Genomic DNA, 24,545 nt, shown 5'->3' with positions numbered 1-24,545 from the left:
GGCTCTTGAACGGGAGGGCTCGGCCCTTCCGGCTTTCGAAAGAAAATCAAAACCATACAGTTCTTTTCGGAATCACTTACGTAAGGCGTGCTGTGTGCCCCCTCGGATGGGCTAGCACGTCGCGAACAGAACAGCATCTTTCGGCCATTCGGCGATTTCCAGAAGCTGCCATGCAGTCGTCTGGCGCTGCGAATATGTCGTATAAAGGCAAATGTCGCGGCCAGCCAACGACTATGGTTTTGTAAAAATACCAACTAGGGTCGCATAAAATGGCAGAGTTTCCTAAGAAGGCGAAAGTTGTGATTGTCGGGCTGGGCGGTATCGTCGGGGCCTCGGTTGCACATCATCTGATCGAGCGCGGCTGGGATGATATCGTCGGCATCGATAAATCCGGCATTCCGACCGACATCGGCTCGACAGCCCATGCGTCAGACTTCTGCTATGCGACGAGCCACGACTTCCTTTCCTGCTGGACGACGCTCTATTCCATCGATTTCTACGAAAAGATGGGGCATTACGCCCGCGTCGGCGGTATCGAAGTGGCGCGCGTGGGCGACGATGCCCGCATGGACGAAATCAAGCGCAAGGTTGCATCGGGCAAGGCCTTCGGCACCCGCGCGCGGTTGATGGAACCGGCGGAGATAAAGGAAAAGTTCCCTCTCATCGAGGAGAGCCTCGTTCAAGGCGGCCTGTGGGACCCGGATGCCGGCCTGGTTATCCCGCGCTCGCAGACCGTTGCCGGCAAGCTGATCGATCAGGCGGAGGCCGCAGGCAAGCTGCAGAGTTTCGCCAACACGCCTGCACAGTCGCTGATCGTGGAAAACGGTCGCATCAAGGGCGTCGTCACGCATCGTGGCAGCATCGAGGCCGATTATGTCATCATCTGTGCGGGACTTTGGGGCCGCCTGATTGCCGAAATGGTTGGCGAAGACCTGCCTGTCATGCCGATCGATCATCCGCTGACATTTTTCGGTCCCTATACCGAGTTCGAAGGAACGGGCAAGGAAATCGGCTGGCCGCTCATGCGCGATCAGGGCAACTCGGCCTATATGCGCGATACGGGCGATCCAAAGACCGCCGAAGGCGGACAGATCGAATGGGGCTATTACGAAGAAAAGAACCCGCGCTTGTGCCATCCTCGTGACCTTCTGGAAAAGCATGAAGCGCGTCTCTCGCCATCGCAGCGCGACCTTGAAATGGACCAGATTCTGGAACCGCTGGAGCGTGCAATCGAACTGACGCCCATTCTGGGCGAACTTGGCTATAATGAAAGCCACTCCTTCAACGGCTTCCTGCAAGTCACGACCGATGGCGGTCCATCCATGGGCGAAAGCCAGAAGGTGCGCGGCCTGTGGTATGCCGTCGCCATCTGGGTCAAGGACGGCCCCGGCATGGGTAAGCTCATTGCTGACTGGATGACCGACGGCCGCACATCCATCGACCATCACGCTATCGACTATTCGCGCTTTTATCCGCATCAGATGACAGAAAAGTTCATCTGGGACCGCTGCACGGAAACCGCGATGAAGGTTTATAATCCGGCAGTTCACCCGCGCGAACCCTTTTCAAAGGGCCGCAACATCCGCCGTTCGCCGTTCTACGAACGTGAGGTCGAACTCGGCGGCTATTTCATGGAACTGGGCGGATGGGAGCGTGCGCATGGCTACGCCGCCAATGAGCACCTGCTGGAGAAATACGGCGACCGCGTTCCCGTGCGCGAGAACGAATGGGACAACCGCCATTTCTGGCGCGTTTCCAATGCCGAACATCTCGAACTCACCGAAAACTGCGGCATCATCAATCTCTCCCACTTCGCCATGTACGATATCGAAGGCCCCGACCAAGTCGAACTGATGGAGTGGCTGTGTGCTGCCAAGATTGGCGGCGACGCCAATATCGGCAAGGGTATCTATACCCACTTCCTCGATGACGAAGGCATGGTGCGCGCCGACTTCACAGCAATCCGCATGGCTGATCGTATCCGCATGATCAATGGCGCCGATGCCGGGCCTCGTGACTTCCACTATATGCGCCGCGTAGCCGAAGATAAGGGCTTTGACGTCACCATCACCGATGTGACCGAAAAATACGTCACCATCGGCATCTGGGGTCCGAATGCACGTGAAAACCTGAAAAAGGTGGTTGAGAACCCGGAAGGCCTTGATGCGGAAAACTTCCCGTTCGCTGCCATCAAGCCTATCAGGATTGCAGGCAAAGACGTTACCGCCTTCCGTATCTCCTATGTCGGCGAGCAGGGTTGGGAACTGCATATGCGTTATGAAGACGGCCTCGCCGTCTGGGATGCGCTTCGCTCCACCGGCGTGATTGCGGTCGGTGTCGAGACCTACGCCAACACGCGGCGCATGGAAAAGAGCCTGCGCCTGCAAAATGCCGATCTGCTGACCGAATACAATCTTCTGGAAGCAGATCTTGCCCGTCCTAAGGTCAAGGAAGCTGACTTCCGTGGCAAGGCAAAGTATCTGGAATATCGCGCCCGCGAGCACCAACCGGCCATGCTTTGCACGCTGGTAATGACTGACAATCTCGATAAGAACGGCGTGGCCCGTTATCCGGTCGGCATCATGCCAGTACAGGACCCTGAAACGGGAGAAACGCTTGTCGACGAATTGGGCCGCCGGTCTTTCACCACATCCGTCGCTTATGGCCCGACCATCGGCAAGAATATTGCTCTTGCTTATCTGCCCTGGGCTTATTGCCAGGAAGGCCGCAAACTGAGCGTGGAATATTTCGGTGAGACTTATCCGGTCGAAGTACGCTCTATCGGTTATAAACCGCTCTACGATCCGGAAAACTTGAAGCCTCGAAGCTGAACACTTTTTATAAAAAAAGCCGAGGGTGTCGCCTCGGCTTTTTTATTACCGGAGGAAGTGTTATTTCAATGTTGCCTTGCCACCGCTGATCGTGATCTTTTCATCACCGGTCAATGCTTCACGATCCCCATTGGGAAAGGTCACAAAACAACCTGAAGCGCAGAAATCCACCGTCTCACCCGGCGCGACGATCATTTCGCGCTTGGAAGCGCCTTCCGTAACCACAACCGTCTGAGGGCCGCTATCATTATTGGATATCTGGGCAGCGTAGGCGCCGCCAGTCGAGACCGCAAAACCAATTGCTGCACCAAGAACAAGTTTGCCCAAACTGTTGAGCTGATTTGTGTTCATATCGTCCCGACCTTTCTATCGCTCCCGCTGCGATATATCCTGTGTCGCGTGAGCCCTATTGCCCTGAGACAGCCCTTTATAAGCGGACAAAACTGAACTGCAACTGAACGTAATGTTCATCAAGCGCGATCATCGTCCTTGTCCTTGGCTTCCGGCTTTTCCGCACTTGCCTTTTTTGTCCTGACCGCAGACGAATTCTCTCTTTCCTGCTGCATTAACCCGGAAAGTTTTTCGATTTCCGGCACGCTGAGGATGAGATCGGTCGAGGATGAGGACAGATGCAGTCCTTCTTCATGGAAACGCTCGACGATCTGGAAACGCAGCTCATTCTTGATGCCGCCGGTCGATGTAATATCGGCTACATGAGCATAGATATCAAAAACCATCAGTGAATCGTTCATGCTTTGAAAAGCGACGAAAGGCTCCGGATTCTTCAAGATTGATGGATGGCCACGAACGATTTCCAGCAGCAATGCATGAACCCGGCGCGGTTCCGCAGTATAGGAGGCCTGCACGTTGATATCGATGCGTCCAAGCTTGTTGCGATGAGTCCAGTTGCCAACGTTACCATTGATAAGCGTCGAATTGGGCACGATGATCGACTGCTTCTGGAAAGTTTCGACTTCCGTCGCGCGCACGCTGATCTTCTTGACGATACCACTGACCGTGCCGGCCTCCACCCAGTCGCCTACCTTGAAGGGACGCTCGGCGAGCAGGATGAGACCTGAAACAAAGTTCTGAACGATATTCTGCAGGCCAAAACCGATACCGAGTGAAAGACCACCGGCAATAAGAGCGAGATTCGACATGTTGAACCCGGCTGCCGATATCCCCATCAAGGCCGCCAGACAGAGACCGACATACCCTATGACCGTGCGGATCGAATTGCGTACGCCGGAATCGACGCGCCCGCGCGCCATGACACTGTTGTCGAGCCAGTTCTGGAACCATCGCGTCAGCAGATAACCGATCACAAACAGCAGCACGCCTGACAGCAGCCCCATCAGCGAGATTGACATATTGCCGATCTGGAAGCCGGTCATCAGCTGATAGAATGTGCTTTTCAGTTCCGCCCACTGGAAGCCCAGCTGCATCAGAACAAGCGGAATACCGATCAGCGCCACGACGAGATTGATCAGGATGCCTGCTGCGAGGCCAAGCTGATCCAGCGTCGCGTCATCGAAATGAAAGCGCTCCCGCATTGCCCTGCCGATCTGGCTGGATGCAAAAGCCTGCTCCTCGGAAATCGCACGCCCGGTCAGGAAACCCATATACATGGTCACAAGGAATGCGCCGGTCACCACGATCTGCTGCGATATGAAGCGCGCCATGCCTATATAGCCGAAGACCGCAGTCAGAATAGGCAAAAGCCCCAATATGATGAGGAACGTTCTGAAGGCACGCGGCCACGACCGGACAATGCCATCCTTTTCGCGCTCAACGGGCTTCAGGAAAGCAATCGCCAGAATAAGAACACCGACCATTACGGTAGCGAGCAGGCTTTTCGCCATCGTCAGCGACAGCGGTGATGAAAGTATCTGATTGACCGTTCCGAAGAAGGAATCGAGCCCGCTTGTCAGCGCCGTTCCCGTTATCAGCCAGCCCAGAACTCGTCCCGGACGCGGCGCGACCGGAACCAGCCGCCATTGCGGCATATCAGAGCTGATGCAGGCGGATGCCAGCCTGTGGATGAAGAAAACCAGCCCGAGCACCAGAAAAAGCGACTGGAGAAGAGACGCAATGTCCGTTCTCAAGACGTTGAAGTAATTCAGAAAAAAGTACGTGGTCGCCAAGAATACACCGACAGCCGCCGATGGTATTACCGTGGACCAGAAGGCCACCGACAGTCGGCTCAGATAGGAGGGCGACTCCACCGTTGGATCACGCTGGTACAGCGTTCCCAGAACGCGTCGCGCACCCAGCTGGATGACCAACGCGGCTACGAACGCAAAAAAGGCGGCGGCGAGAAACGAATTGAGCTTGAACGTGCTTACAAAGCGCCACCATGACTGGACGATGCGCCAGAGCGATACCATTTGAGAGCTCGCCGCCGATGCAACCTCAGTCCCCAGCGTCGTGTCGATGTTCACGCGCTGGGAAAGCGTCCTTGCAAAAAGATCTCGGCGCATATCCCCGATTTTTGCGGACATCTGGTTGACGGAAAGCGACGTATCCTCCGTCTCGCCGACAATCGCATTGATTTCCGCCTTTTCGGAGGTCAGCCGGGCACGTTCTTCGCTGACGATGGCCGGTTCAGGCGGCTGATCGCTCGACGGCGCTGGCCCCAGCTGTTCCAGCCGCGTGTTGATTTCGCTTAGACGCGGACGGAATGAAACACCGGCATCAAGAAGCTTCTTTGAAAGAGAATCCAACTGGAGCTTGAGGTTGGCGAGCGTTTCATCGTTTGAAGCCGCTTTCGGAAGCTGATCGCTGATCCGTTTCGTCTGCTGCTGCAGATCGTCGATAACGGGCCTTTGCTGCTTAACGATATTGGAAACCGGCGTGGGCTGATCAGTGGCAGCAGGCGCTTGCTGGGCTGTATTGCTCTGGGGAGCCGCAACTGGTGAGGCTTGCGTCGCGGCCGGTGTCGGCTGCTTATTGTCCTGCGCGATGGCGGGCGCAAGGCTCCCCGGCGACAGGACGCCGATCAGAAGAGAAAATGCAAGAACACGAAACGTCGATGAATATGCCAATTCAATTCTGCCGTTAAACAAGACATGGTTTCAACATAAAGCGCCCTAAAACGGATGCAAGGCGTGGCTGTTTACAAGATTTCATCGCGCGTAGGAAGCGGACAGATACCGTATAAGACAAGCCGTGATGCCAGTATTTCCTTGTTCCCGCGAACACAAATGATTAATGAGGATTCGCAATGAGTGTGAAAAGCTGGCTCGACTCCACGGATAGACTCTAGAGAAAGTCTTGGCGAATTGATGAAGGGCATAACAAACACGGAACAGCACAAACGGCATGGCTTCATGCTGTTCGTGACCTGCGTTCTGTCTTTTACCGCTTTTCTCTTTGCCGTCGATTTTTCGTCCATTGATGAGGATGCAGCCCGCAGCCATGCCGGGGGGATTGTAGCAAGACAGGTCGAAGGCAGTCCGGCGACACCTGTTCGCCAGCAGTCCACTCCTTCACCCCAGCCCATGCGGGCAATCCTGATCGAAGCCATAGCGGCCAAAATCAAGACAGCTTATCTCGATGGTACCGGGGCGGCCCTGCTCGTTGCTTCGGCAGGCGTGATACTGCCAGAGACGAAATCAGCCGAAGCGGCGCAGAATTTCCCGCGTCTCGCGGTCTTGCAGAGACATTTTGGCTCTGCCCGTGCGCCTCCGAAAAGCGCATAATACGCCATTCTTGATGATTGGCCCTTACCAATCCTAACGCCCGTAATAAACAAAGCCCGCACCGCCACTCAGTAAGTGGCAATTGGGGCGCACCAACCGGAACCTTAATCCATGCGTACTTCGAAATGGGTGGTTGCGCTGTATAGCCTGATCGTTGTGATCGGCGTTATCATCGCCTTGCCCAACTTTTTTACCCAGAAGCACCTTGACGCGATGCCGTCCTGGTTCCCGAAGCGTCAGGTCACGCTCGGTCTCGACCTGCGCGGCGGCTCCTATCTCGTGCTTGAAGTCGATGCCGCTGGTCTGAAAAAGGACCGTCTGCGGACCCTGCTCGACGATGCCCGCAGCAAGCTGCGCGCCGAGCGTATCCAGCCGCAGTCTATCCGCGCAGTTGGCGACGCCGTTGTCGTCACCATTCCTGATGCCGATCAGCGTTCCAGGGCGGAAACTGCACTGCGCACCTTGATCTCGCAGGTCAACACCAGCGGTTTCGGCACTGCGATCAACGACATCGATGTCGCCTCGACCGACAACCAGGTGCGCCTGACCCTGACCGAGGCGGGCTTCAACTACCGTCTCGACGCCGCTCTCCAGCAGAGCCTCGAAATCATCCGTCAGCGCGTTGACCAGGTCGGCGTTGCCGAGCCTTCCATCCAGCGTGTGGGTTCGGATCGCATCGTCGTTCAGCTTCCAGGTCTTCAGGACCCGGCACAGCTTCGCCAGCTTCTCGGAAGCACGGCGAAAATGAGCTTCCACATGGTTGCCGATGCCAATCCGAACGATCCGCCGCCTCCGGGCGTAACGATCATGCCGGATTCCAAGAACCCGAACATCAAGTTCCCGATCGAGGATCAGATCGCCCTTTCCGGCGAGCGTCTCACTGACGCGCGTGCAGGGTTCGACCAGCGCACCAATGAACCGATCGTCTCCTTCCGTTTCGACAGCCTTGGGGCCCGCCAGTTCGCGGACATTACGACCAAGAACGTCAATCGTCCGTTCGCAATCGTGCTCGATGGCAAGGTGCTGAGCGCACCGGTCATCCGCGAACCGATCACCGGCGGTTCGGGCCAGATTTCCGGCAGCTTCACAGTCCAGGACACGGTCGTCCTTTCCGCGCTCCTTCGCGCCGGCGCCCTGCCCGCTCCGCTTACCGTTATCGAAGAACGTACCGTTGGTCCGGATCTTGGCGGCGACGCTATCAAGATGGGCCTGATCACCGGTATCGTCGGCTTTGTGCTTGTCGCGGTCTTCATCCAGCTGCTTTATGGCGTCTGGGGTACCATTGCGAACGTGGCGCTGCTGCTCCACACCTTGCTCACCTTCTCTGCACTGAGCCTTATCGGGGCAACTCTGACATTGCCCGGTATTGCCGGTATCATTCTCGGTATTGGGATCGCGGTCGACGCCAATATTCTCATCAACGAACGTATTCGTGAAGAAACGCGCCGGGGCCTCGGAGCCATGGCGGCGCTGGACAAGGGCTTCCACAGCGCTTTCTCCACCATCGTGGATGCGAACGTTACGTCCCTGATCTCGACCTTGCTGCTCTTCACGTTCGGCACAGGTCCGGTTCGCGGCTTTGCCATCACTATGATGCTCGGTATCGCGATCTCCATGTTTACGGATGTGACGCTGGTGCGCATGGTCATGGCCTGGTACGTGCGCAAGCGTAAGCTGAAGGTGCTCGTCATCGAGCCATTCCTGAAATTCGTTCCCGAAAAGACGAACATCAGCTTCATGAACGCCCGTTTCGTCGGCATCGGCGTCTCGATCGTCCTGTCCATCCTTTCGATTGGTCTGTTCTTCAAGCCGGGTCTGAATTACGGCATCGATTTCAAGGGCGGTATCCAGGCGGAAATCGTCACGTCACAACCTGCCGATCTGGCACAATTGCGCGAAAAGCTTGGGGCGCTTGGCCTTGGTGAAGTAGCACTGCAGTCTGCAGGCAGTCCGAATGATGTACTGATCCGTGTGCAGCGTCAGGATGGTGGCGAAGAAGCGCAGACGGCCGCCGTCAACAAGATGCGCCAGGCCGTAACCGAGCTTGATCCGGGCGTGAAGATCGAACGGACGGAAGTCGTCGGTCCGAAGGTTTCGGGCGAATTGGCTCGTTCCGGCTTCATCGCCGTTGTCCTTTCGGCACTCGGTATGCTCATCTATCTGTGGTGGCGTTTCGAGTGGTTCTTCGCGATGGGAGCGATCATCACCCTCGTCCTCGACACCACGAAGATGGTCGGCTTTTTCGCGCTGTTCCAGCTCGACTTCAACCTGACCGCCATCGCAGCGCTTCTGACCGCCATCGGCTACTCGGTAAACGACAAGGTCGTGGTTTATGACCGCATGCGCGAAAACATGCGCCTTTATAAATCGAAACCTCTGCGCGAAATCGTCGACATGAGTATCAATCAGGTGCTCGTGCGCTGTATTTATACATCGGTGACGACATTCCTGTGTATGGTTCCGATGGCCATCTGGGGTGGCAGCGCGGTTCATAATTTTGCCGTGCCGATGCTGTTCGGTATCGTGATCGCAACGTCGTCGTCGATCTTCATCGCCGCTCCGATTCTGCTTCTGCTGGGCAACTGGTGGCAGCACCGGAAGGAAGCCCATCAGGCTATCGAAGACAGCGCTGCAGCGCAGAAATAAAATCATTCGCCGGGCAGGGCTCAGTCCTTGCCCGGCATCCACATGCAAAAAGCCGAGAAGCCAGAGGGGGAAGGCACCTGATGCCCCATGACACGCCTTTGATTGCGACAATCGTCATCGGGTTATGCCTGGCCTTCATCTTCGGTGCGATAGCCACCCGTTTGAAAATCTCGCCCCTCGTTGGCTATCTCCTTGCCGGTGTTATTGCCGGTCCCCATACTCCCGGCTTCGTCGCAGATCAGGACCTCATCCTTCAGCTCGCCGAAATCGGTGTCATCCTGCTGATGTTCGGTGTGGGCTTGCATTTTTCGCTTAAGGATCTTCTTTCCGTCAAAGCCATCGCGGTGCCCGGCGCGCTTGCGCAGATTGCCGCCGCTGCCGCACTTGGCACGGGCCTCGGCCTGGCCCTCGGCTGGGATGTTCAGGCGGGTCTGGTTTTCGGCCTGGCCCTTTCAACCGCCAGTACAGTCGTCCTGCTCCGCGCCATGCAGGAGCGCCGCCTGATCGATACCGAGCGTGGGCGCATTGCCGTCGGCTGGCTGATCGTTGAAGATCTCGCCATGGTCATGGCCCTGGTATTGCTTCCGGCCATTGCCAGCGTCACCGGCCGCGCTGAAGGCACGGCAGCAAGCGATCCCATTGTTTCATGGCTTGGCCTCGGCATAGGCGGCATCATTCTTCTCACCATTGCCAAGGTCATTGTCTTCGTTGCGCTGATGCTCATAGTCGGGCGCAAGGTCATACCGTGGCTTCTCAACGTCGTGGCCCAGACCGGCTCACGTGAATTGTTTCGTCTCGGTGTGCTCGCCATAGCACTGGGCGTTGCCTTCGGCGCGGCCCATCTGTTTGGCGTTTCCTTCGCGTTGGGCGCGTTCTTCGCCGGAATGGTGATGAGCGAATCCGAGCTCAGCCATCGGGCAGCGGAAGAATCCCTCCCCTTGCGCGACGCTTTCGCGGTGCTGTTCTTCATTTCCGTCGGGATGCTGTTCGATCCCATGAGCCTTGTTCGCGATCCGCTCCCGCTACTGGGAACACTCGCCATCATTCTCGTCGGAAAATCGGTTGCGGCGTTCTTCATCGTGCGCGCTTTCCGTCGCCCGGTCAGCACGGCGCTCACCATTTCCGCAAGCCTTGCGCAAATCGGTGAGTTCTCCTTCATTCTTGCTGGGTTGGGCGTCAGCCTCAATCTACTCCCTCCGGCGGGGCGCGACCTCATTCTCGCTGGCGCAATCCTCTCGATTTTCCTCAATCCGGTCATGTTCATCGTGGCAGAGCGGATGCGGCCATGGATCGAGAAGCGGAGCAAGGGCGAAATTACAGCTGGTGACAACAGCGATGTCGAACCCAGCATTTCCGAGCCCGAGCCTTTACCGCAAACATTACTGGCCGGACACACGATTGTCGTTGGCTATGGCCAAATCGGTGCGGGGATCGCAGAAGGATTGCAGGCGCAAACTTCGCCTTTCCTCGTGATTGAAGATTCGCCGAAAGTCAGCGCATCTTTGAAGGATAAAGCCATTGAGGCGATTACCGGCAATGCCTCCGATTCGGAAATATTGGAGGCCGCCAATCCGTCAGCTGCTCGAAATCTGGTCATCGCGATACCCAACGCCTTTGAGGCTGGTCGGGTGACAGCGCTGGCTCGAGCTGCCAACCCGGAAATCAACATCGTCGTGCGCGCCTGCTCGAAGGCAGAAGCACAATATCTGCATGATCTTGGCGCCAATTCTGTCATTCTGGGAGAAGAAGAAATTGCAGCCGCCATGGCGAAGGCAATCGGCACCGAGATCAAGAGGAAAAACGCCGACACCGTTTCGGAAGGCGCCCCTCAGACAGGCATAATGGGGATAATATCGGACGGAACAACCGATATTATGGGCAAAAAAGGGGACGATATGAAGCATGAAGGCGTGGTGACCGGTTGATGAAAGCAAAGGATTACATCTGGCCGGTCGTAGGCATTTGCGCAGTTGGAATTTCGGTCTGGCTCCTTTATCGAGAGCTTCGCAGCATCTCGCTGGATGATGTTCTGGACAGTTTTTATGCCATCCGCACCCATCATTGGATTCTTGCGGCTGGCTCCGCGCTTCTCGCCTATAGTTCGCTTGCAGGCTATGATCGTATCGCGCTCATGCATCTCAAGCGCAAAATCTCCTGGCTGTTCATCGCGCTCTGCTCTTTCACCACCTACGCCTTGTCGCACAATATCGGGGCCTCCGTCGTCTCCGGCGCCGTGGTGCGCTATCGAGCGTACTCCTCGCAAGGCATGCCCGGCAGTGAAATCGCCGTTCTCATCGCTTTCTGCTCCTTCACGTTCATTCTTGGCGTCATCATAACTTCCAGCGTCGTTCTTCTACTCGAACCGCACATTCTGATGCGTTTCAACGAGGAGCTGACACCGACAGTCTCTATCGTTATTGCGCTTTTGATGCTGGCATTCGTGCTGGTTTATGTCTTCGGCAGCTGGTTGGGCCTGCGCCCGCTGAAGATCGGCAGCTTCCGTCTGGAATATCCGCGCATGTCGGTGGTTGTGCAGCAGCTCATCGTCGCTCCTCTGGAACTGATCGGCGCCGCCGGCATCATCTATTTTGCCCTGCCCGAAGCCGGCAATCCCGGATTTCTCATTATTCTCGGCATTTTTCTGGTCTCGTTTTCGGCAGCCCTGATATCGCACGCTCCCGGTGGTCTCGGTGTCCTGGAGCTCGTTTTCCTCACAGGTCTGCCGGACATGGATCAGGCCGATGTCCTCGCCGCCCTGATCGTCTTCCGCCTGCTCTACCTGCTTATTCCGTTCGCAATGTCGCTCGTGGTGGTGCTGGTTTTCGAAAAGTCCCAATTTCTGCTGCGCTGGAACGAAAAACAGCAGAAATAGGAGCGGACCAAGGGTGGAGTATATTTTTCACAAACTCCGCCCTTATTTGAATTTATCTTCCTTAAAATAGCGGCTGACGCCGCCTATCTTGGAACCAGTTTCGCGAAGCATCGACATTGCGAAATTGAACGCCCTCCCAAGGCTTTATCCAAGAGGAAAAAACGCATGCCTGCGACATTGATCATCCCCGGTTACAAGGGATCGGAAGCAGGCCACTGGCAGCGCCAATGGTTGCATGACGATCCGTCAGCATTGCTCGTCGAACAGGACGACTGGCACTATCCCGTTCTATCCGACTGGATGCACGCGCTCGAAGCCAAGCTGGCTGAAAATCCCGGCGCAGTTCTGGTTGCCCATAGTTTGGGCTGTGCGCTCGTCGCACATCTGGCGAGCCGCCCATCGGCCGCTCATGTGGCGGGTGCACTTCTCGTTGCACCGGCCGACGCCGAGACCATGGCCCGCAAGGATAGCCGCTTCCAGAGCTTTGCCCCGCTGCCCCGCCATGAACTGGGTTTTCCTTCCATCGTCGTGGCAAGTCGTAACGATGAATATATGAGCTTTGCCAAGGCTGAAGCGCTTTCGCATGTGTGGGGATCGGGGTTTGTCGATCTTGGTCATGCCGGTCACATCAACGTGGCAAGCGGATTCAGCCGCTGGCCTGAGGGGATTATCCTCGCGTCCTCTCTTCACAGAGAACCTGTAAACAATACGCTTTCCCAAGCAGCGTGACCGCCCAGCCGCCCATTTTTCGAATGGGCGGCTCTTCATTTCAGGCACCTTGCCTTCGCTCAAGCAGTATCTTCAAGACAAGCGTCACAAGTGCGATCAATGCCAGCGTCGAGGCTGCGGCGAAAGCACCGGCGACATTATAGTCATTGAACAGCAGCTCTACCTGCAGGGGCAGCGTATTGGTTTTGCCGCGAATTGCGCCCGAAACAACCGACGTTGCCCCAAACTCCCCCATCACACGTGCATTGCAAAGCACCGCGCCATAAAGCAACGCCCATTTGATATTGGGCAAGGTGACATAGAAAAAGGTCTGCCAGGCGTTGGCCCCCAGTGTCAGGGCCGCTTCTTCTTCATCGCTCCCCTGCACTTCCATAAGCGGGATCAGCTCACGTGCCACAAAAGGCGAAGTCACGAAGAGGCTGACAAGAAAAATCGCCGGGACCGTGAACATGATCTTGATGTCATAGGACTCCAGCAACGGCCCCAGCAAACCCTGCGATCCATAGAGGAAGAGATATGTCACACCGGCCACGATAGGTGACACGGAAAACGGTATTTCGACGAAAGTAATGAGCAACCGCCGCCCCGGGAACCGAAACTTGGTTACCAGCCATGCAACACAGACGCCAAAAGCCATATTGATCGGCACGACCACAATTGCCGTCAGAATGGTCAACCACACCGCATGCAATGTATCCGGCATCAATATCTCGCTGAAAAAGACATCGACTCCCTTGCTGAAGGCATAGGAGAAGATGACGGCGAGCGGCGCCCCGATACAGATGACCGACAACAGGGCCGCGAGCCAGATCAACAGGCTGCGCATTGGCCCTGAATTTCGCGCGTGCATGCTTGCGCTAGCGTTCTGCATAACGAAGCTGCCTTGCCTGAATGAGATTGGTCACGAGAAGCATGACAAAAGCCGTGACAAGCATCACGAATGCAAGCGCAGCCGCGGCTGGATAATCATACTCATCCAACCGGATGAAAACGAGGAGTGATGTGACTTCGGTTTCGAAGGGCAGATTGCCGGAGATGAAGACAATTGAGCCAAATTCGCCAAGGCTGCGCGCAAAGGAAAGCGACGAGCCTGCAAGGAAAGCGGGAAAGATCGTCGGCCAGATAATGTGGGAGAATGTCTGCCACGAACTGGCACCAAGGCTGCGTGCGGCCTCTTCCACATCGGCACTCATATCCTCCAGAACCGGCTGAACCGTGCGGATGACGAACGGGATGCTGGTGAAGAACATCGCGATCATGATGCCAAGCGGTGCGTAAGCGACCTTTATGCCGATCGGTTCAAGAAACCGTCCGAACCAGCCGTTCTGGGCAAACAGTGTTACCAGCGCCAGACCCGCAATGGCAGTTGGCAGCGCGAAAGGAAGATCGACAGCGGCGTCGATCAAACGTTTGCCTGGGAATTCATACCGCGTCAGTACCCAGGCCAGCAGAAGACCGAACAGACCGTTGAACACGGTCGCCACTGCAGCGGCGCTCAAGGTGATCTTGTAAGTTGCCAGCGCCCGCTCTGAAGTCACAATATTCCAGAAGTCGCTCCAGCCGAGACTCGCCGTTTTCAGGATCATTGCTAATAGCGGCAAGGCTACGATCACGGCCAGATAAAGCAAGGTGCAGCCGAGGGTCAGCCCGAACCCCGGCAACACCGAATTACGTTTCATGCTTAGAAGCGCCACTGGATTTTTCCAAAATGCGAGGCGACCCCGCCCGGGATCGCCAGTTGGCTTTATTATTTGCCTTTGAAAAGCTGATCAAGCACTCCGCCTTCGGCGAAATGTTCCTTCTGCACCTTCTCCCAGCCACCGAAAGCATCCTCAACCGTTACAAGGCGCACATCAGGGTAGATATCCTTGTGCTTTGCGATGACGTCCTTGTCATGCACGCGGTTGAAGTTCTGGGCCAGGATTTCCTGCCCCTCCGGGGAATAGAGGTAATCGAGATAAGCTTCGGCGATCTTGCGCGATCCCCGCTTGTCCACCACCTTATCCACGACCGTAACCGGGAACTCTGCCAGCAGGCTGACTTCCGGTACGACAACATCGTACTTGTCCGGCCCCAGCACCTTTTCGGTGCCGCGCGTTTCCGCCTCGAAAGTCACCAGCACGTCGCCAATACCACGCTCGGCAAATGTTGTCGTTGCCCCGCGACCGCCCGTGTCGAAAACCGGAACGTTTTTGAAAATCTTCCCAATGAAGTCGTGCACCTTTGCCTGATCACCCTTGAACGCCTCGTTCGCGTAAGCGGTCGCAGCAAGATAGGTATAACGCGCATTGCCCGACGTTTTGGGGTTCGGGAAGATCACCTTGACATCGTCGCGCGCCAGATCATCCCAATTCTTGATGTTTTTCGGATTCCCCTCACGTACAAGGAACGCAGGGAAGGAATAATAGGGCGACGAGTTGTTGGGCAACCGCTTCTGCCAGTCCGCCGGGATCAGATTGCCCTTGTCATGGAGGACCTGCACGTCGGTTACCTGATTGAAGGTCACGACGTCAGCTTCGAGCCCTTCCAGAATCGAACGCGCCTGCTTCGACGAGCCGGCATGGGACTGGTTGACGGTCAGATCTTCACCGGTCTTGGTCTTCCAGTCGGCGATGAAGGCCTTGTTGACTTGTTCGTAGAGTTCCCGCGCGATGTCATAGGAAACGTTGAGGATTTCCTTTGGCTCCTGCGCATGAAGCGGGGCGGAGCCCAAACCGAGGGCGACCGCCGCATATAGAATAATTTTTCTCATTAGACCCATCCCCACCGCGCCGTTTGCGAGAAGCGCTATAAACTGGATTGTTTTCGGAAAACAAATCTAACGAGAGAAGAGACAAAATCAATCTAAATCATTGATTTAAATATATAAACTACTTTCATAGTCATTCATGGAACCTGCACCCAATCCATTTGCTGGCATGAGAAAATAATTCTCACCTGGGGCAAAACCATAAAATGCAATGCAAAAGGCAGGAGCCTTCCCTCTCCTGCCTTCAAAACTTTACGCGCTTGCGCGGATTTACCAGAAACCGCGATGCTGCCAGCACCAGAGAAAATTATGCTCGCCACGCTCGACCCGACTGCGGCGGCGGGCTGCAATTTCCTCGGCATTCAGCTTCATTTCGCGCCATGGCTGCTCAAGAAAGGTCGGAATACGCAAGAACGCATTCTTCATTTTAGTAGCGACCAGTTGAACTATTCGCTTCATGCCAAGCCTCCTCATCACCTCACGCTCAGATATTGTCGCGCTTTCGCCGCAACAATGAACGACAGGTTAATTTTGTAGGCTTCCGGGAATTTGTCAATAACCTACTTATTTTATGGGAGTTAACATCGTGAAATAATTTGCGAGCCAAACCGTTTGGCCCGCAAATCTGTTCCAATCACACCTCGTAATCGACGGGCGCGGTAATGCGGACCTTGCCGATATGACGGCCATTCATCGACTCGATCTTGAACTCCAGCCCGTCAGCGGCGAAGCTCTCTCCTCCCAGGGGCAAGTGTCCCAGATGCCAGAGGACATAGCCCGCGAGCGTCGTATAGCGATCAACCTCGTCCACCAGATCGCGTTCCAAGAGCCCGCTCAAGCGACGAATATCGGTGAAACCGTCAACGAGATAGCCGCCCTTTCCGTCCGACTGAGCGACAGCCGCTTCTTCGTCTTCATCCGGAAACTCGCCAGCGATAGCCTCAAGAACATCGGTCGGCGTCACAACGCCTTCGAATGAGCCATGCTCGTCCACCACCACCGCGATCTGAACAGGAGAGTTGCGCAATTGCTCCATGACGCGGAGCACGTTAGCATTCTCATGCACGACCAGCGGCTGCTTCACGGTTTTATCCCAGTCTATGGGTTTCTTGTCACCTATATCCAGCAGAAGGTCCCTGACCAGAGCCACACCGACGAATTCATCCACCTGACGGCGCGCAACGACGACGCGCGAATGCGTCAACTTGCGAATAGCTGCGTCAAGTTCCGCCTCGTCTTCATCAAGGTCGAGCCATTCGATCTCATTGCGCGGCGACATGATGGAGCGTACAGGCCGATCAGCCAGATCCAGCACACCGCGGATCATCTCCTTTCTCAAGAAGACATCGCTGGCCGCCGTCTGCTGAGCAATTACGTCAACCGTATCGGAGAGCGGGTTTTCACCGCGCCCGCCCCCGAGCAGACGCAAGACCGCGCCTGCCGTGCGTTCTCGCAGATCATTGGTGGTGACCAGCTTCTCGCGATTGTGTCGCGCCATCTGGTTGGCTGCTTCGATCAGTACGGAGAAGCCGATCGCTGCATAGAGATAGCCCTTTGGAATATGGTAGCCGAAACCTTCCACGATCAGGCTGAAACCGATCATCATCAGGAAGCCAAGACAGAGGATGACAACCGTGGGATGCTTGTTGACAAAGTCCATCAGCGGCTTGGAAGCAAGCATCATGACGCCGATGGCGACTACGACGGCAATCATCATGACCGGCAGGTGCTGAACCATGCCCACTGCGGTAATGACGCTATCCAGCGAGAACACAGCATCCAGCACGACAATCTGAACGATCACCTGCCAGAACACGGCATGCACGACCTTGGAATTTTTGGGTCCATGTGCCCCTTCCAGACGCTCGTGAAGCTCCATCGTGCCTTTTGCAAGCAGGAAGAGACCGCCAATCAGCATGATGATATCGCGTCCCGAGAAGGATATTTCCATCAACGTGACCAAAGGCTCACGCAGGGCAACGATCCATGAAATGGAGGCAAGCAGTACAAGGCGCATCAAAAGCGCCAGACTGAGGCCGATCAACCGTGCACGATTGCGTTGATGCGGCGGCAGTTTGTCGGCGAGAATGGCGATGAAAACGAGATTGTCGATACCGAGAACAATCTCGAGTACAACCAATGTCACCAAACCTATCCAGGCATTGGGGTCGGCAATCCAGTCCATGGACCAGTCCATGATATGTCGGCTCCTTTAAAGTTCAGCAGAAACAGTGAATAGAACTAACGCTGCAAACAGGTGCTGGCCGGACCACTTTGAGCGGACCAGCCCCATGCAGGCGAGATTGTCGGGAGTTGTGCAACGCGCAGGAAGCCCGGAACGTCCCTCTAGGGAATCCGGACTTCGGGAAGACGAATCGTCAGAACTGTCGTCGGGCATAAAGCGCGATGAACCTTATATCGGGCAATGTGAAGCTCGGCGCCTCAGCGAATACCGGTTGTCATATGGAAGATATCGTTCGTGATTATGCAGACGGAAACCAGCCGCACAAGAGATTACTATTCGGCCGGTGACACATGAACGCGACGCTTGCGTTCGCGGCGCGGACGCGCCTTGAAAAACCGGACACCAATGACGGTCACGATAATCGTGGCGATGGTGATCCCGATTACGAACCAGAACATGTGATCCCCGTCCATCCTGGCGAAAACGCCGGCGCCGCGGCCAGCCAGCCAGCCCGGAAGGAACATCACCGGAGCCCACACCAGCGCTGAGAGGATATTGGCGGTCTGAAAGCGCGTCTGGTCCATCGACATCATACCTGCCACCATTGGCACGGTGCAGCGGATGGGGCCGAAGAAGCGCCCCAGAAACACTGCCAAAAAACCATAACGGCGGAAAAGAAGGCGCGCACGCGCCACGCCGCTCCGGTGCTTGTTGAGGGGCCACTTGTGGATGATGTTACGGCCCAGCCACCAGCCAAGGAAATAGGAGATGATATCGCCAATCACCGCACCGATGATCGCGCCGATGATGACGGGAATGGGTTCGATGATTCCGGCGCCCACAAGGCCGCCGATAGCGATCATGATCGGTGTGGCCGGAATGAACATTCCTATGATGGCGAGAGATTCGCCAAAGGCGATGATGCCCACGATAGGCCCAGCCCATGCCCGATGATCGGAAATAAACTGTCCGAGATCGCCTATTATGCTTTCCATTCCGTCCTCAAATACCGCGAACCGGATTCCGAAACGATATGAACCGTTCCTTTATTCGGCAAGGGCAACTCCGGTGCATGAATCGCCTTGCTCTCATAACTTTGGGCGGTACGGGTGCCTCCTGTCCAGGACGACTACCAACCGATCAAGTCTTTTATATGCCGTAGCTTCTCAGACAAGCATCAATAATTGATGACATGGCTGCGACATTTGCAGCGTAGCCCTACTCCCCGATCAACCTCCCGCCGCACATATTGTACCGGCAACGCCGAATATGGAGTCGGCCAGCTCTCCATACAACGCCACAATGGAAAAAATGAATCAAATCAAGAATTTCTCTTTTTTGATTCTCAAACACGCGCTGAAAATCCACAACCATAGTAAGCATATTTCAAAGAGACACTGGTAACGTGCAAAATCGGGTATTTAAAAATCCCGCATTTCCGGGCTTTTTGCGCCAGCTGTCATTTTTTTCAGAAAATTTGCAGTTGGAGGCTGGACAGGTGGAAAAGAGGCCGTTATAGAACCGCTCACTTCACCGGGGCCGCTGCCTCGGCAAAGCGAGTGGGTGATTAGCTCAGTTGGTAGAGCAGCTGACTCTTAATCAGCGGGTCGTAGGTTCGATCCCTACATCACCCACCATTTTCTCTTCAGAAAACAAACGCTTCCGCTGATAAATTGTCTTGAGTGACTGGACAAACCCAGACTCTTCCTATGGAGCATACGCTTCGATGCTTCGGGATTCCCCGCACCTTTAAGAATGTTCTCGTGGGCCGCTCTATTGCTCCCCTGATACATTACCGATAATTAATTCGCCCATTCATATGGGGTTCATCTAAAATGACAGACATTACTCGCACGCCATTTAGCGGCGCCCCTGTAAAAGAGTAATGGAGTTAAATAGCCATGAAATCCAAGACCGCACTTATCGCTGTAATTGCAACGTCTTTGCTTTCCCTACCCGCATTGGCACAAGAAAAAAGCAATTCAAATACTGATAAACCGGCGACAGAGACGACCGCTGCACAAAACAGTGACATGAAGGGCAGACACGGCCCCGTTGATCTCGACAAATTCTCACGCCTGGACGATCTCCAGGCAGCCGACACGGATGGCGACGGCGTACTCTCGCGAACCGAAATCGAAGCGCTGGCACAAAAGCGCATTGTGAGCCGTGCGGCTGACCGCATGGAGCGTCGTCTCGATATCAACGGCGACGGCAAGGTCACGCTTGCGGAAATTGAGAACCAGCGCAAGAAGGAATTCGCTGCACTGGATCGGAACGAGGACGGCAAGATTGATCGCAGCGAAATGCGCGCAGCGAAGATGCACCACGCCAGAGGTTCTCATCATAAGGGTCCCCATCGCATGGAGCACCATAAGGGCGGAGAGCACAAAGGCCCGATGAAGGGCCAGGCAGAAAAGCCGCAGGAATAAATCCAAACAAAAGCCCGGGCTCAATGCCCGGGCTTTTTTCGACAGATATCAGCGACAGGTTCACGAGCGGATGACGCCCTTCTTGAAGATGATATTTCCGTAGAGCCTCTTTTCGCCCGTCCGAATGATCGCGAAAGCGTCACGGGCACGGTGATAGAAAGCAAATCTCTCCATTGGATCGACGGTAATTTTACGCCCTTCGGCCTTTTCAATGACGGTTTCAAACTCCTTGAAAATCGCCGGCGTTTCATTGGGTGCCTGCATGACAGCCGCTGGCTTGTCGACAAAATCGTCTAGAGGCAGCAGCGACAGCACGGCCTCAGCCATATCCGTCGCCGTGATTCCCGGAAAATCGAGCACGTGCACGCCGGAAGACTGCGCCGGATAATTGGCATCCACAATCACTAGATCGTCGCCATGCCCCATATCTGCGAGGACTTCCAGCAGCGAGCCCGTCAGCAATGGATTGATATTCTTCAACATAAGGAGTCAGTTCCCATAAAAATTCGAACAGGTCACACTAAACAACTCGCTTTCAGAATCGCAAGGTCCAAGTGCTGGCGGAGGTGCGGCCCTATCGGGTTGTCGGGTCCAGCTTGTCACGCAGCCAATCGCCCACAAAACTGATCGACAGCGTAGTGAACATGATCACAAATGACGGCGCGAGCATGATCCACGGCGCGCGGGTAAGATACTCGCGACCATAACCGACCATATTGCCGAGGCTGGTCATTGGCGGCTGCACGCCGAGACCAAGGAATGACAGACTGCTTTCAAGCAGAATGATCTCCGGGAAGGTCAGCGTCATCGAGACGATCAGCGTCGAAGCGATATTCGGGAGAATATGCTTGAGATAAACGCGTGACGGCGTAGCGCCAAGCTGCGTAACCGCCGCAGCGTAGCCTTGCGCATTGGCAGAAACGGCCAGTCCACGTGCTATACGGGCATAACGCTCCCAACCGTAGAAGCCCATCAGGCAGGTCAGCAGCAGGAGCGAGCTTCCGAAGAATGCAAGCACGGCCAGCGACAGAATGAGGAATGGCAGCGCTGCCTGAAAATCAGCCAGCATGACCACAACCTGTTCGACCGCCCCCCGAAAATAGGCCGCAAGGAAACCGAGCGTTGTCCCGAACACTGCGGAAATGATCGTCGCGCCAAACGCGATGAGCAGCGAAATGCGGATGGACTCGATAAGGCGCGAAAGCACGTCGCGACCGAGCTCATCGGTTCCCAGCCAGTGCTGTGCGTTCCCGGGCAGCGCGAGGCGATTTTTCAGGTCGAAGGCTGTGATGTTGTACGGTCTTATCCAATCTGCGGTGACCGCAATCAGGATCATCGCCGCAATCCAGACAAATCCGATGATGACCATCAGTGGAATGCGCCTGCGGTTCTTTTTCAGTTGCGTGGAAACAGCGGCGGCATTGGCAATCATATCCGTCATCGGTTCAGCCTCACGCCTTGCCCTGCGCCTGACGCAGACGCGGATCGAGATAACCATAGAGAAGATCGACCACGAAATTGGAGATCACCATCGTCGCGGCCACGAGAAGCAGGATGCATTGCACGATTGCGAGGTCGCGATTAGCTACCGAAACCACCAGCAATCTGCCCACTCCTGGCCAGGAAAAGAGCGACTCTACCACCACAGCGCCTGCAATCAGTGATCCGACCATAAACCCCACGATCGTGACAATCGGAATAGCCGCATTAGGCAGCGCGTGCCGCCAGACGACATTGCGCCAGGACACACCTTTGGCGCTCGCCGTGCGAATATATGGCTGCCCGAGAATCCCGATCATCGCGCTGCGGGAAAAACGCGCCAGAATAGCCGCACCGCCAAGTCCCATCGTGATGATAGGGAGAATGGCGTGCATCCAGCTATCCTGTCCGCCCGAAGGCAACCATCCAAGCGATACCGAGAACACGAGCACGAGCAGCAGGCCGAGTACGAAACTCGGTAACGTGAAGCCAATGACAGCCGTTGCCATCACGGCCCGGTCAATGAAGCTGTTGCGGTGCAGCGCCGCATAAATTCCCGCGGGAATGCCAAGCCCAAGCTTGATCAGCAACGCCGGTATCGTAAGCTGAAGGGTGGCAGGGATGCGCTCCGCCACAAGCGTGATCGCAGACTGACCGTCGCGCATCGATATTCCAAGGTCGCCACGCGCGATGGCTCCGAAATAGCGCAAATATTGCTGCCAGAGGGGATCGTCGAGACCCCAGTTCTTCCGGAATGCAGCTATGGCTTCCGGCGGAGCGTCCGGTCCCATGATGATCTGGGCTGGATCACCAGACATGCGCAACACCACAAAGGCAAATGTCACCACCAGAAGAATGGTCACAAATGCACGGAATCCGCGAACCATCAGAAATCTAAGCATGAATATTGTCCGTCTGCGGGGTTCCGGCAAAATGGCAAGCCACTTTACGTCCCGCTGGCATGTCGAGGAGTTCAGGTACCTCGCTGCTGCAGCGTGGAGCGGCAAAACGGCAGCGGGGATGAAAGGCACAGCCACTGGGCCGCGCCGCAGGATTAGGCGGCTCACCCTGCAGAATGATGCGATCGCTGAGCGGCGTTCCCGCGACAGGAACACTCGACACGAGTGCCTGCGTATAGGGGTGAAGCGGCTTGGCAAAAACTTCGTCAGAGGAAGCTTCTTCGACGATACGGCCCAGATACATGACCGCGACACGATCCGATATATTGCGCACCACTTTCAGATCATGGCTGATGAAAACCATCGCAATGCCCTCGCGTTCCTGCAAATCCCGCAGAAGGTTTACGACCTGCGCCTGAATAGAAACATCCAGCGCTGATACTGGTTCATCGCAGACAATGAGTTGCGGTCTGGACGCGATGGCCCGCGCGATGACGACACGCTGACGCTGCCCGCCGGAAAGCTCGTGCGGGTAGCGTGAAGCCTGATCGGGACGAAGCCCCACCGCTCGCATCAATTCGGCGACACAGGCTTTCTGCTCATCCGGAGTCCCAATGGCGTGGATTTCCAGCGGCTCGGCTATCTGACGGCCAACAGGCAACCGCCGGTCCAGAGCAGCAAGAGGGTCCTGATAAATGAGTTGCATACGCGCGCGTAAAGCGCGCCAGCTCGCCGTCTTTTGCCGCGGCAGAGCTGAGCCCTCAAAGGTGACTTCCCCTTCGCTGGGATCTTCCAGACCGAGAAGCAGGCGTCCAGTTGTGGATTTGCCCGAGCCGGATTCGCCAACTATTCCGAGTGTCGTCGCGGGAGCTACCGACAGGGAAAGCCCATCTACAGCGCGAACTGCAACTGGTTGCGCGAACAGCCCTTTGCGTGACGTATAGGTTTTGACAAGGTCGCGGGCTTCGATGAGAGCGGCTGTCATTGTGCTATCGCCTTTGTACTCGCTTGCGTTGAAACACGACCGCGCATTGATGGCAGTGAAGACGACACTGCCGGATAGGGATGAAAACAGGCGACCATGCGCCCCTCACCGGCGTCGTCCTGCGGAACTCCAAGCCTTGGAAGACTTCGCGCGCAGAGGTCGCTCGCGCTCAGGCAGCGTGGCGAGAATGCACAACCTTGCGGAAGCTTGCCGGGTTCGGGAACCGTGCCTTCGATGGGGATCAGACGATTACGCCCGCCGTCAAGGCTCGGAATGGAATCAAACAGGCCATGCGTATAAGGATGACGGGGCGTAGCGAAGAGCGCTTCGGTCCGGGCCTGCTCGACAATACGTCCCGCATACATGACGGAAACCCGTTCGCAGATTTGCGAAACAGCGCCAAGATCGTGGCTGATAAACACAAGAGCCATGCCGGTTTCCGCGCGCAGGGCAGCCAGCAGATCGAGAATTTGAGCCTGGATCGTCGCATCGAGGGCGGTCGTCGGCTCATCAGCGATAAGGATGTCGGGGTTGCCCGCGAGCGCCATGGCGATCATCAAACGCTGGTTCTGGCCACCCGAAAATTCGTGCGGATAATTATCAATACGTCGGCGAGCATCGGGAATTCCAACAAGCTCCATCAATCGCAACGCCTCTGCCCGGGCCGCAGTTCCTCTCAGGCCGCGATGCAGCCGCACGGCTTCCTCTATCTGTCGCCCCACCCGGATAACCGGGTTCAAGGAACTCGAGGGGTCCTGAAAGATCATTGCGACGCGGCCGCCGCGAACATTTTCGAGCGTGCTGTGGGAAGCGGTCAGCAATTCCGTTCCTTCGAGGAGAACACTGCCGGAGATTGACGCCTTCTTCGGAAGGAGACCGAGCGCTGCCAGCCAGGTTACAGACTTGCCGCAGCCGGATTCCCCGACAAGCCCCACAGCTTCGCCACGCTCAATCGAGAGGTCGATACCATGCAGAACCGGCACGCCGTCAAAGGCTACGTGGAGATTGGAAATTTCGACCAGCGGCATCATGCAATC

At 55.9% G+C, this 24,545-nt stretch carries 20 protein-coding genes and 1 tRNA gene; 8 read left to right on the top strand and 13 right to left on the bottom strand.

Going from position 1 to position 24,545, the window contains the following annotated elements; translation table 11 throughout:
* Window positions 1–269 precede the first annotated feature (269 nt).
* Window positions 270–2,831: a GcvT family protein gene (locus ACS5UA_RS01755; protein WP_031346354.1), complete on the top strand. Its 2,562-nt coding sequence runs from the start codon at window positions 270–272 to the stop codon at window positions 2,829–2,831.
* A gap of 60 nt (window positions 2,832–2,891) precedes the next feature.
* On the opposite strand, the gene ACS5UA_RS01750 is transcribed toward ACS5UA_RS01755, so the two are convergent.
* Together ACS5UA_RS01750 and ACS5UA_RS01745 are read right to left on the bottom strand one after the other, a co-directional pair.
* Window positions 2,892–3,182 (bottom strand): hypothetical protein, encoded by a 291-nt coding sequence (locus ACS5UA_RS01750; RefSeq protein WP_006467123.1) that lies wholly within the window; start codon window positions 3,180–3,182, stop codon window positions 2,892–2,894.
* 119 nt (window positions 3,183–3,301) lie between these two features.
* Window positions 3,302–5,875, bottom strand: a complete 2,574-nt coding sequence (locus ACS5UA_RS01745) for a mechanosensitive ion channel family protein (RefSeq protein WP_021586696.1) — start codon at window positions 5,873–5,875, stop codon at window positions 3,302–3,304.
* Window positions 5,876–6,115: 240 nt separating this feature from the next.
* On the opposite strand from ACS5UA_RS01745, the gene ACS5UA_RS01740 reads away from it, so the two are divergent.
* From ACS5UA_RS01740 to ACS5UA_RS01720, 5 genes are all read left to right on the top strand, one after another.
* The gene (locus ACS5UA_RS01740) at window positions 6,116–6,532 is read left to right on the top strand and encodes a hypothetical protein (protein WP_021586695.1); all 417 of its coding nucleotides are present in this window, start codon (window positions 6,116–6,118) and stop codon (window positions 6,530–6,532) included.
* Between the two features lie 111 nt (window positions 6,533–6,643).
* Entirely contained in the window at window positions 6,644–9,178 is a 2,535-nt protein-coding gene (secD, locus tag ACS5UA_RS01735; protein ID WP_021586694.1) for a protein translocase subunit SecD, read from the top strand.
* A gap of 80 nt (window positions 9,179–9,258) precedes the next feature.
* Window positions 9,259–11,103 (top strand): YbaL family putative K(+) efflux transporter, encoded by a 1,845-nt coding sequence (gene ybaL / locus ACS5UA_RS01730; protein ID WP_021586693.1) that lies wholly within the window; start codon window positions 9,259–9,261, stop codon window positions 11,101–11,103.
* Complete coding sequence (locus ACS5UA_RS01725) at window positions 11,103–12,050, top strand: lysylphosphatidylglycerol synthase domain-containing protein (protein WP_021586692.1); 948 nt, start codon at window positions 11,103–11,105, stop codon at window positions 12,048–12,050. The genes ybaL and ACS5UA_RS01725 overlap by 1 nt, the downstream gene beginning before the upstream one ends.
* A 165-nt stretch (window positions 12,051–12,215) precedes the next feature.
* Window positions 12,216–12,779, top strand: a complete 564-nt coding sequence (locus ACS5UA_RS01720; protein ID WP_021586691.1) for an alpha/beta hydrolase — start codon at window positions 12,216–12,218, stop codon at window positions 12,777–12,779.
* A gap of 40 nt (window positions 12,780–12,819) precedes the next feature.
* On the opposite strand, the gene cysW is transcribed toward ACS5UA_RS01720, so the two are convergent.
* The 6 genes from cysW to ACS5UA_RS01690 form a co-directional block, all read right to left on the bottom strand.
* A complete protein-coding gene (cysW, locus tag ACS5UA_RS01715; protein ID WP_031346698.1) occupies window positions 12,820–13,650 on the bottom strand; it encodes a sulfate ABC transporter permease subunit CysW in 831 nt (276 codons plus the stop codon).
* Window positions 13,637–14,458 carry a sulfate ABC transporter permease subunit CysT gene (gene cysT / locus ACS5UA_RS01710; protein WP_006471719.1) on the bottom strand — a complete coding sequence of 274 codons (822 nt, stop codon included), beginning with the start codon at window positions 14,456–14,458 and terminating at the stop codon, window positions 13,637–13,639. The genes cysW and cysT overlap by 14 nt, the downstream gene beginning before the upstream one ends.
* 68 nt (window positions 14,459–14,526) lie before the next feature.
* Window positions 14,527–15,531, bottom strand: a complete 1,005-nt coding sequence (locus tag ACS5UA_RS01705) for a sulfate ABC transporter substrate-binding protein (protein WP_021586689.1) — start codon at window positions 15,529–15,531, stop codon at window positions 14,527–14,529.
* 267 nt (window positions 15,532–15,798) lie between these two features.
* Window positions 15,799–15,987 carry a hypothetical protein gene (locus ACS5UA_RS01700; RefSeq protein ID WP_022568359.1) on the bottom strand — a complete coding sequence of 63 codons (189 nt, stop codon included), beginning with the start codon at window positions 15,985–15,987 and terminating at the stop codon, window positions 15,799–15,801.
* Window positions 15,988–16,162: 175 nt separating this feature from the next.
* Entirely contained in the window at window positions 16,163–17,725 is a 1,563-nt protein-coding gene (locus ACS5UA_RS01695) for a TerC family protein (RefSeq protein ID WP_443101114.1), read from the bottom strand.
* 320 nt (window positions 17,726–18,045) lie between these two features.
* Entirely contained in the window at window positions 18,046–18,708 is a 663-nt protein-coding gene (locus tag ACS5UA_RS01690) for a DedA family protein (protein WP_021586687.1), read from the bottom strand.
* 566 nt (window positions 18,709–19,274) lie between these two features.
* Between ACS5UA_RS01690 and ACS5UA_RS01685 the strand changes: the two genes are divergently transcribed.
* Window positions 19,275–19,350: transfer RNA gene (locus tag ACS5UA_RS01685), tRNA-Lys, on the top strand.
* A gap of 264 nt (window positions 19,351–19,614) precedes the next feature.
* Complete coding sequence (locus ACS5UA_RS01680) at window positions 19,615–20,145, top strand: EF-hand domain-containing protein (protein ID WP_021586686.1); 531 nt, start codon at window positions 19,615–19,617, stop codon at window positions 20,143–20,145.
* A 60-nt stretch (window positions 20,146–20,205) separates the two neighbouring features.
* Here the strand turns inward: ACS5UA_RS01680 and ACS5UA_RS01675 are convergent, their stop codons facing one another.
* From ACS5UA_RS01675 to ACS5UA_RS01655, 5 genes are all read right to left on the bottom strand, one after another.
* The gene (locus ACS5UA_RS01675) at window positions 20,206–20,628 is read right to left on the bottom strand and encodes an RbsD/FucU family protein (RefSeq protein WP_021586685.1); all 423 of its coding nucleotides are present in this window, start codon (window positions 20,626–20,628) and stop codon (window positions 20,206–20,208) included.
* Between the two features lie 91 nt (window positions 20,629–20,719).
* Window positions 20,720–21,586, bottom strand: coding sequence for an ABC transporter permease (locus tag ACS5UA_RS01670; protein WP_021586684.1), 867 nt, complete (start codon window positions 21,584–21,586; stop codon window positions 20,720–20,722).
* Between the two features lie 10 nt (window positions 21,587–21,596).
* Window positions 21,597–22,526 (bottom strand): ABC transporter permease, encoded by a 930-nt coding sequence (locus ACS5UA_RS01665; RefSeq protein ID WP_443101113.1) that lies wholly within the window; start codon window positions 22,524–22,526, stop codon window positions 21,597–21,599.
* Window positions 22,519–23,508: an ABC transporter ATP-binding protein gene (locus ACS5UA_RS01660; RefSeq protein ID WP_021586682.1), complete on the bottom strand. Its 990-nt coding sequence runs from the start codon at window positions 23,506–23,508 to the stop codon at window positions 22,519–22,521. Before ACS5UA_RS01660 ends, ACS5UA_RS01665 begins: the two co-directional genes overlap by 8 nt.
* The gene (locus ACS5UA_RS01655) at window positions 23,505–24,539 is read right to left on the bottom strand and encodes an ABC transporter ATP-binding protein (protein ID WP_031346694.1); all 1,035 of its coding nucleotides are present in this window, start codon (window positions 24,537–24,539) and stop codon (window positions 23,505–23,507) included. The genes ACS5UA_RS01660 and ACS5UA_RS01655 overlap by 4 nt, the downstream gene beginning before the upstream one ends.
* Window positions 24,540–24,545 lie beyond the last annotated feature (6 nt).

This window comes from Brucella sp. RRSP16 (assembly GCF_052246815.1).
Classification (GTDB): Bacteria; Pseudomonadota; Alphaproteobacteria; order Rhizobiales; family Rhizobiaceae; genus Brucella; species Brucella intermedia.
This window is presented reverse-complemented; position numbering and strand designations above follow the sequence as displayed.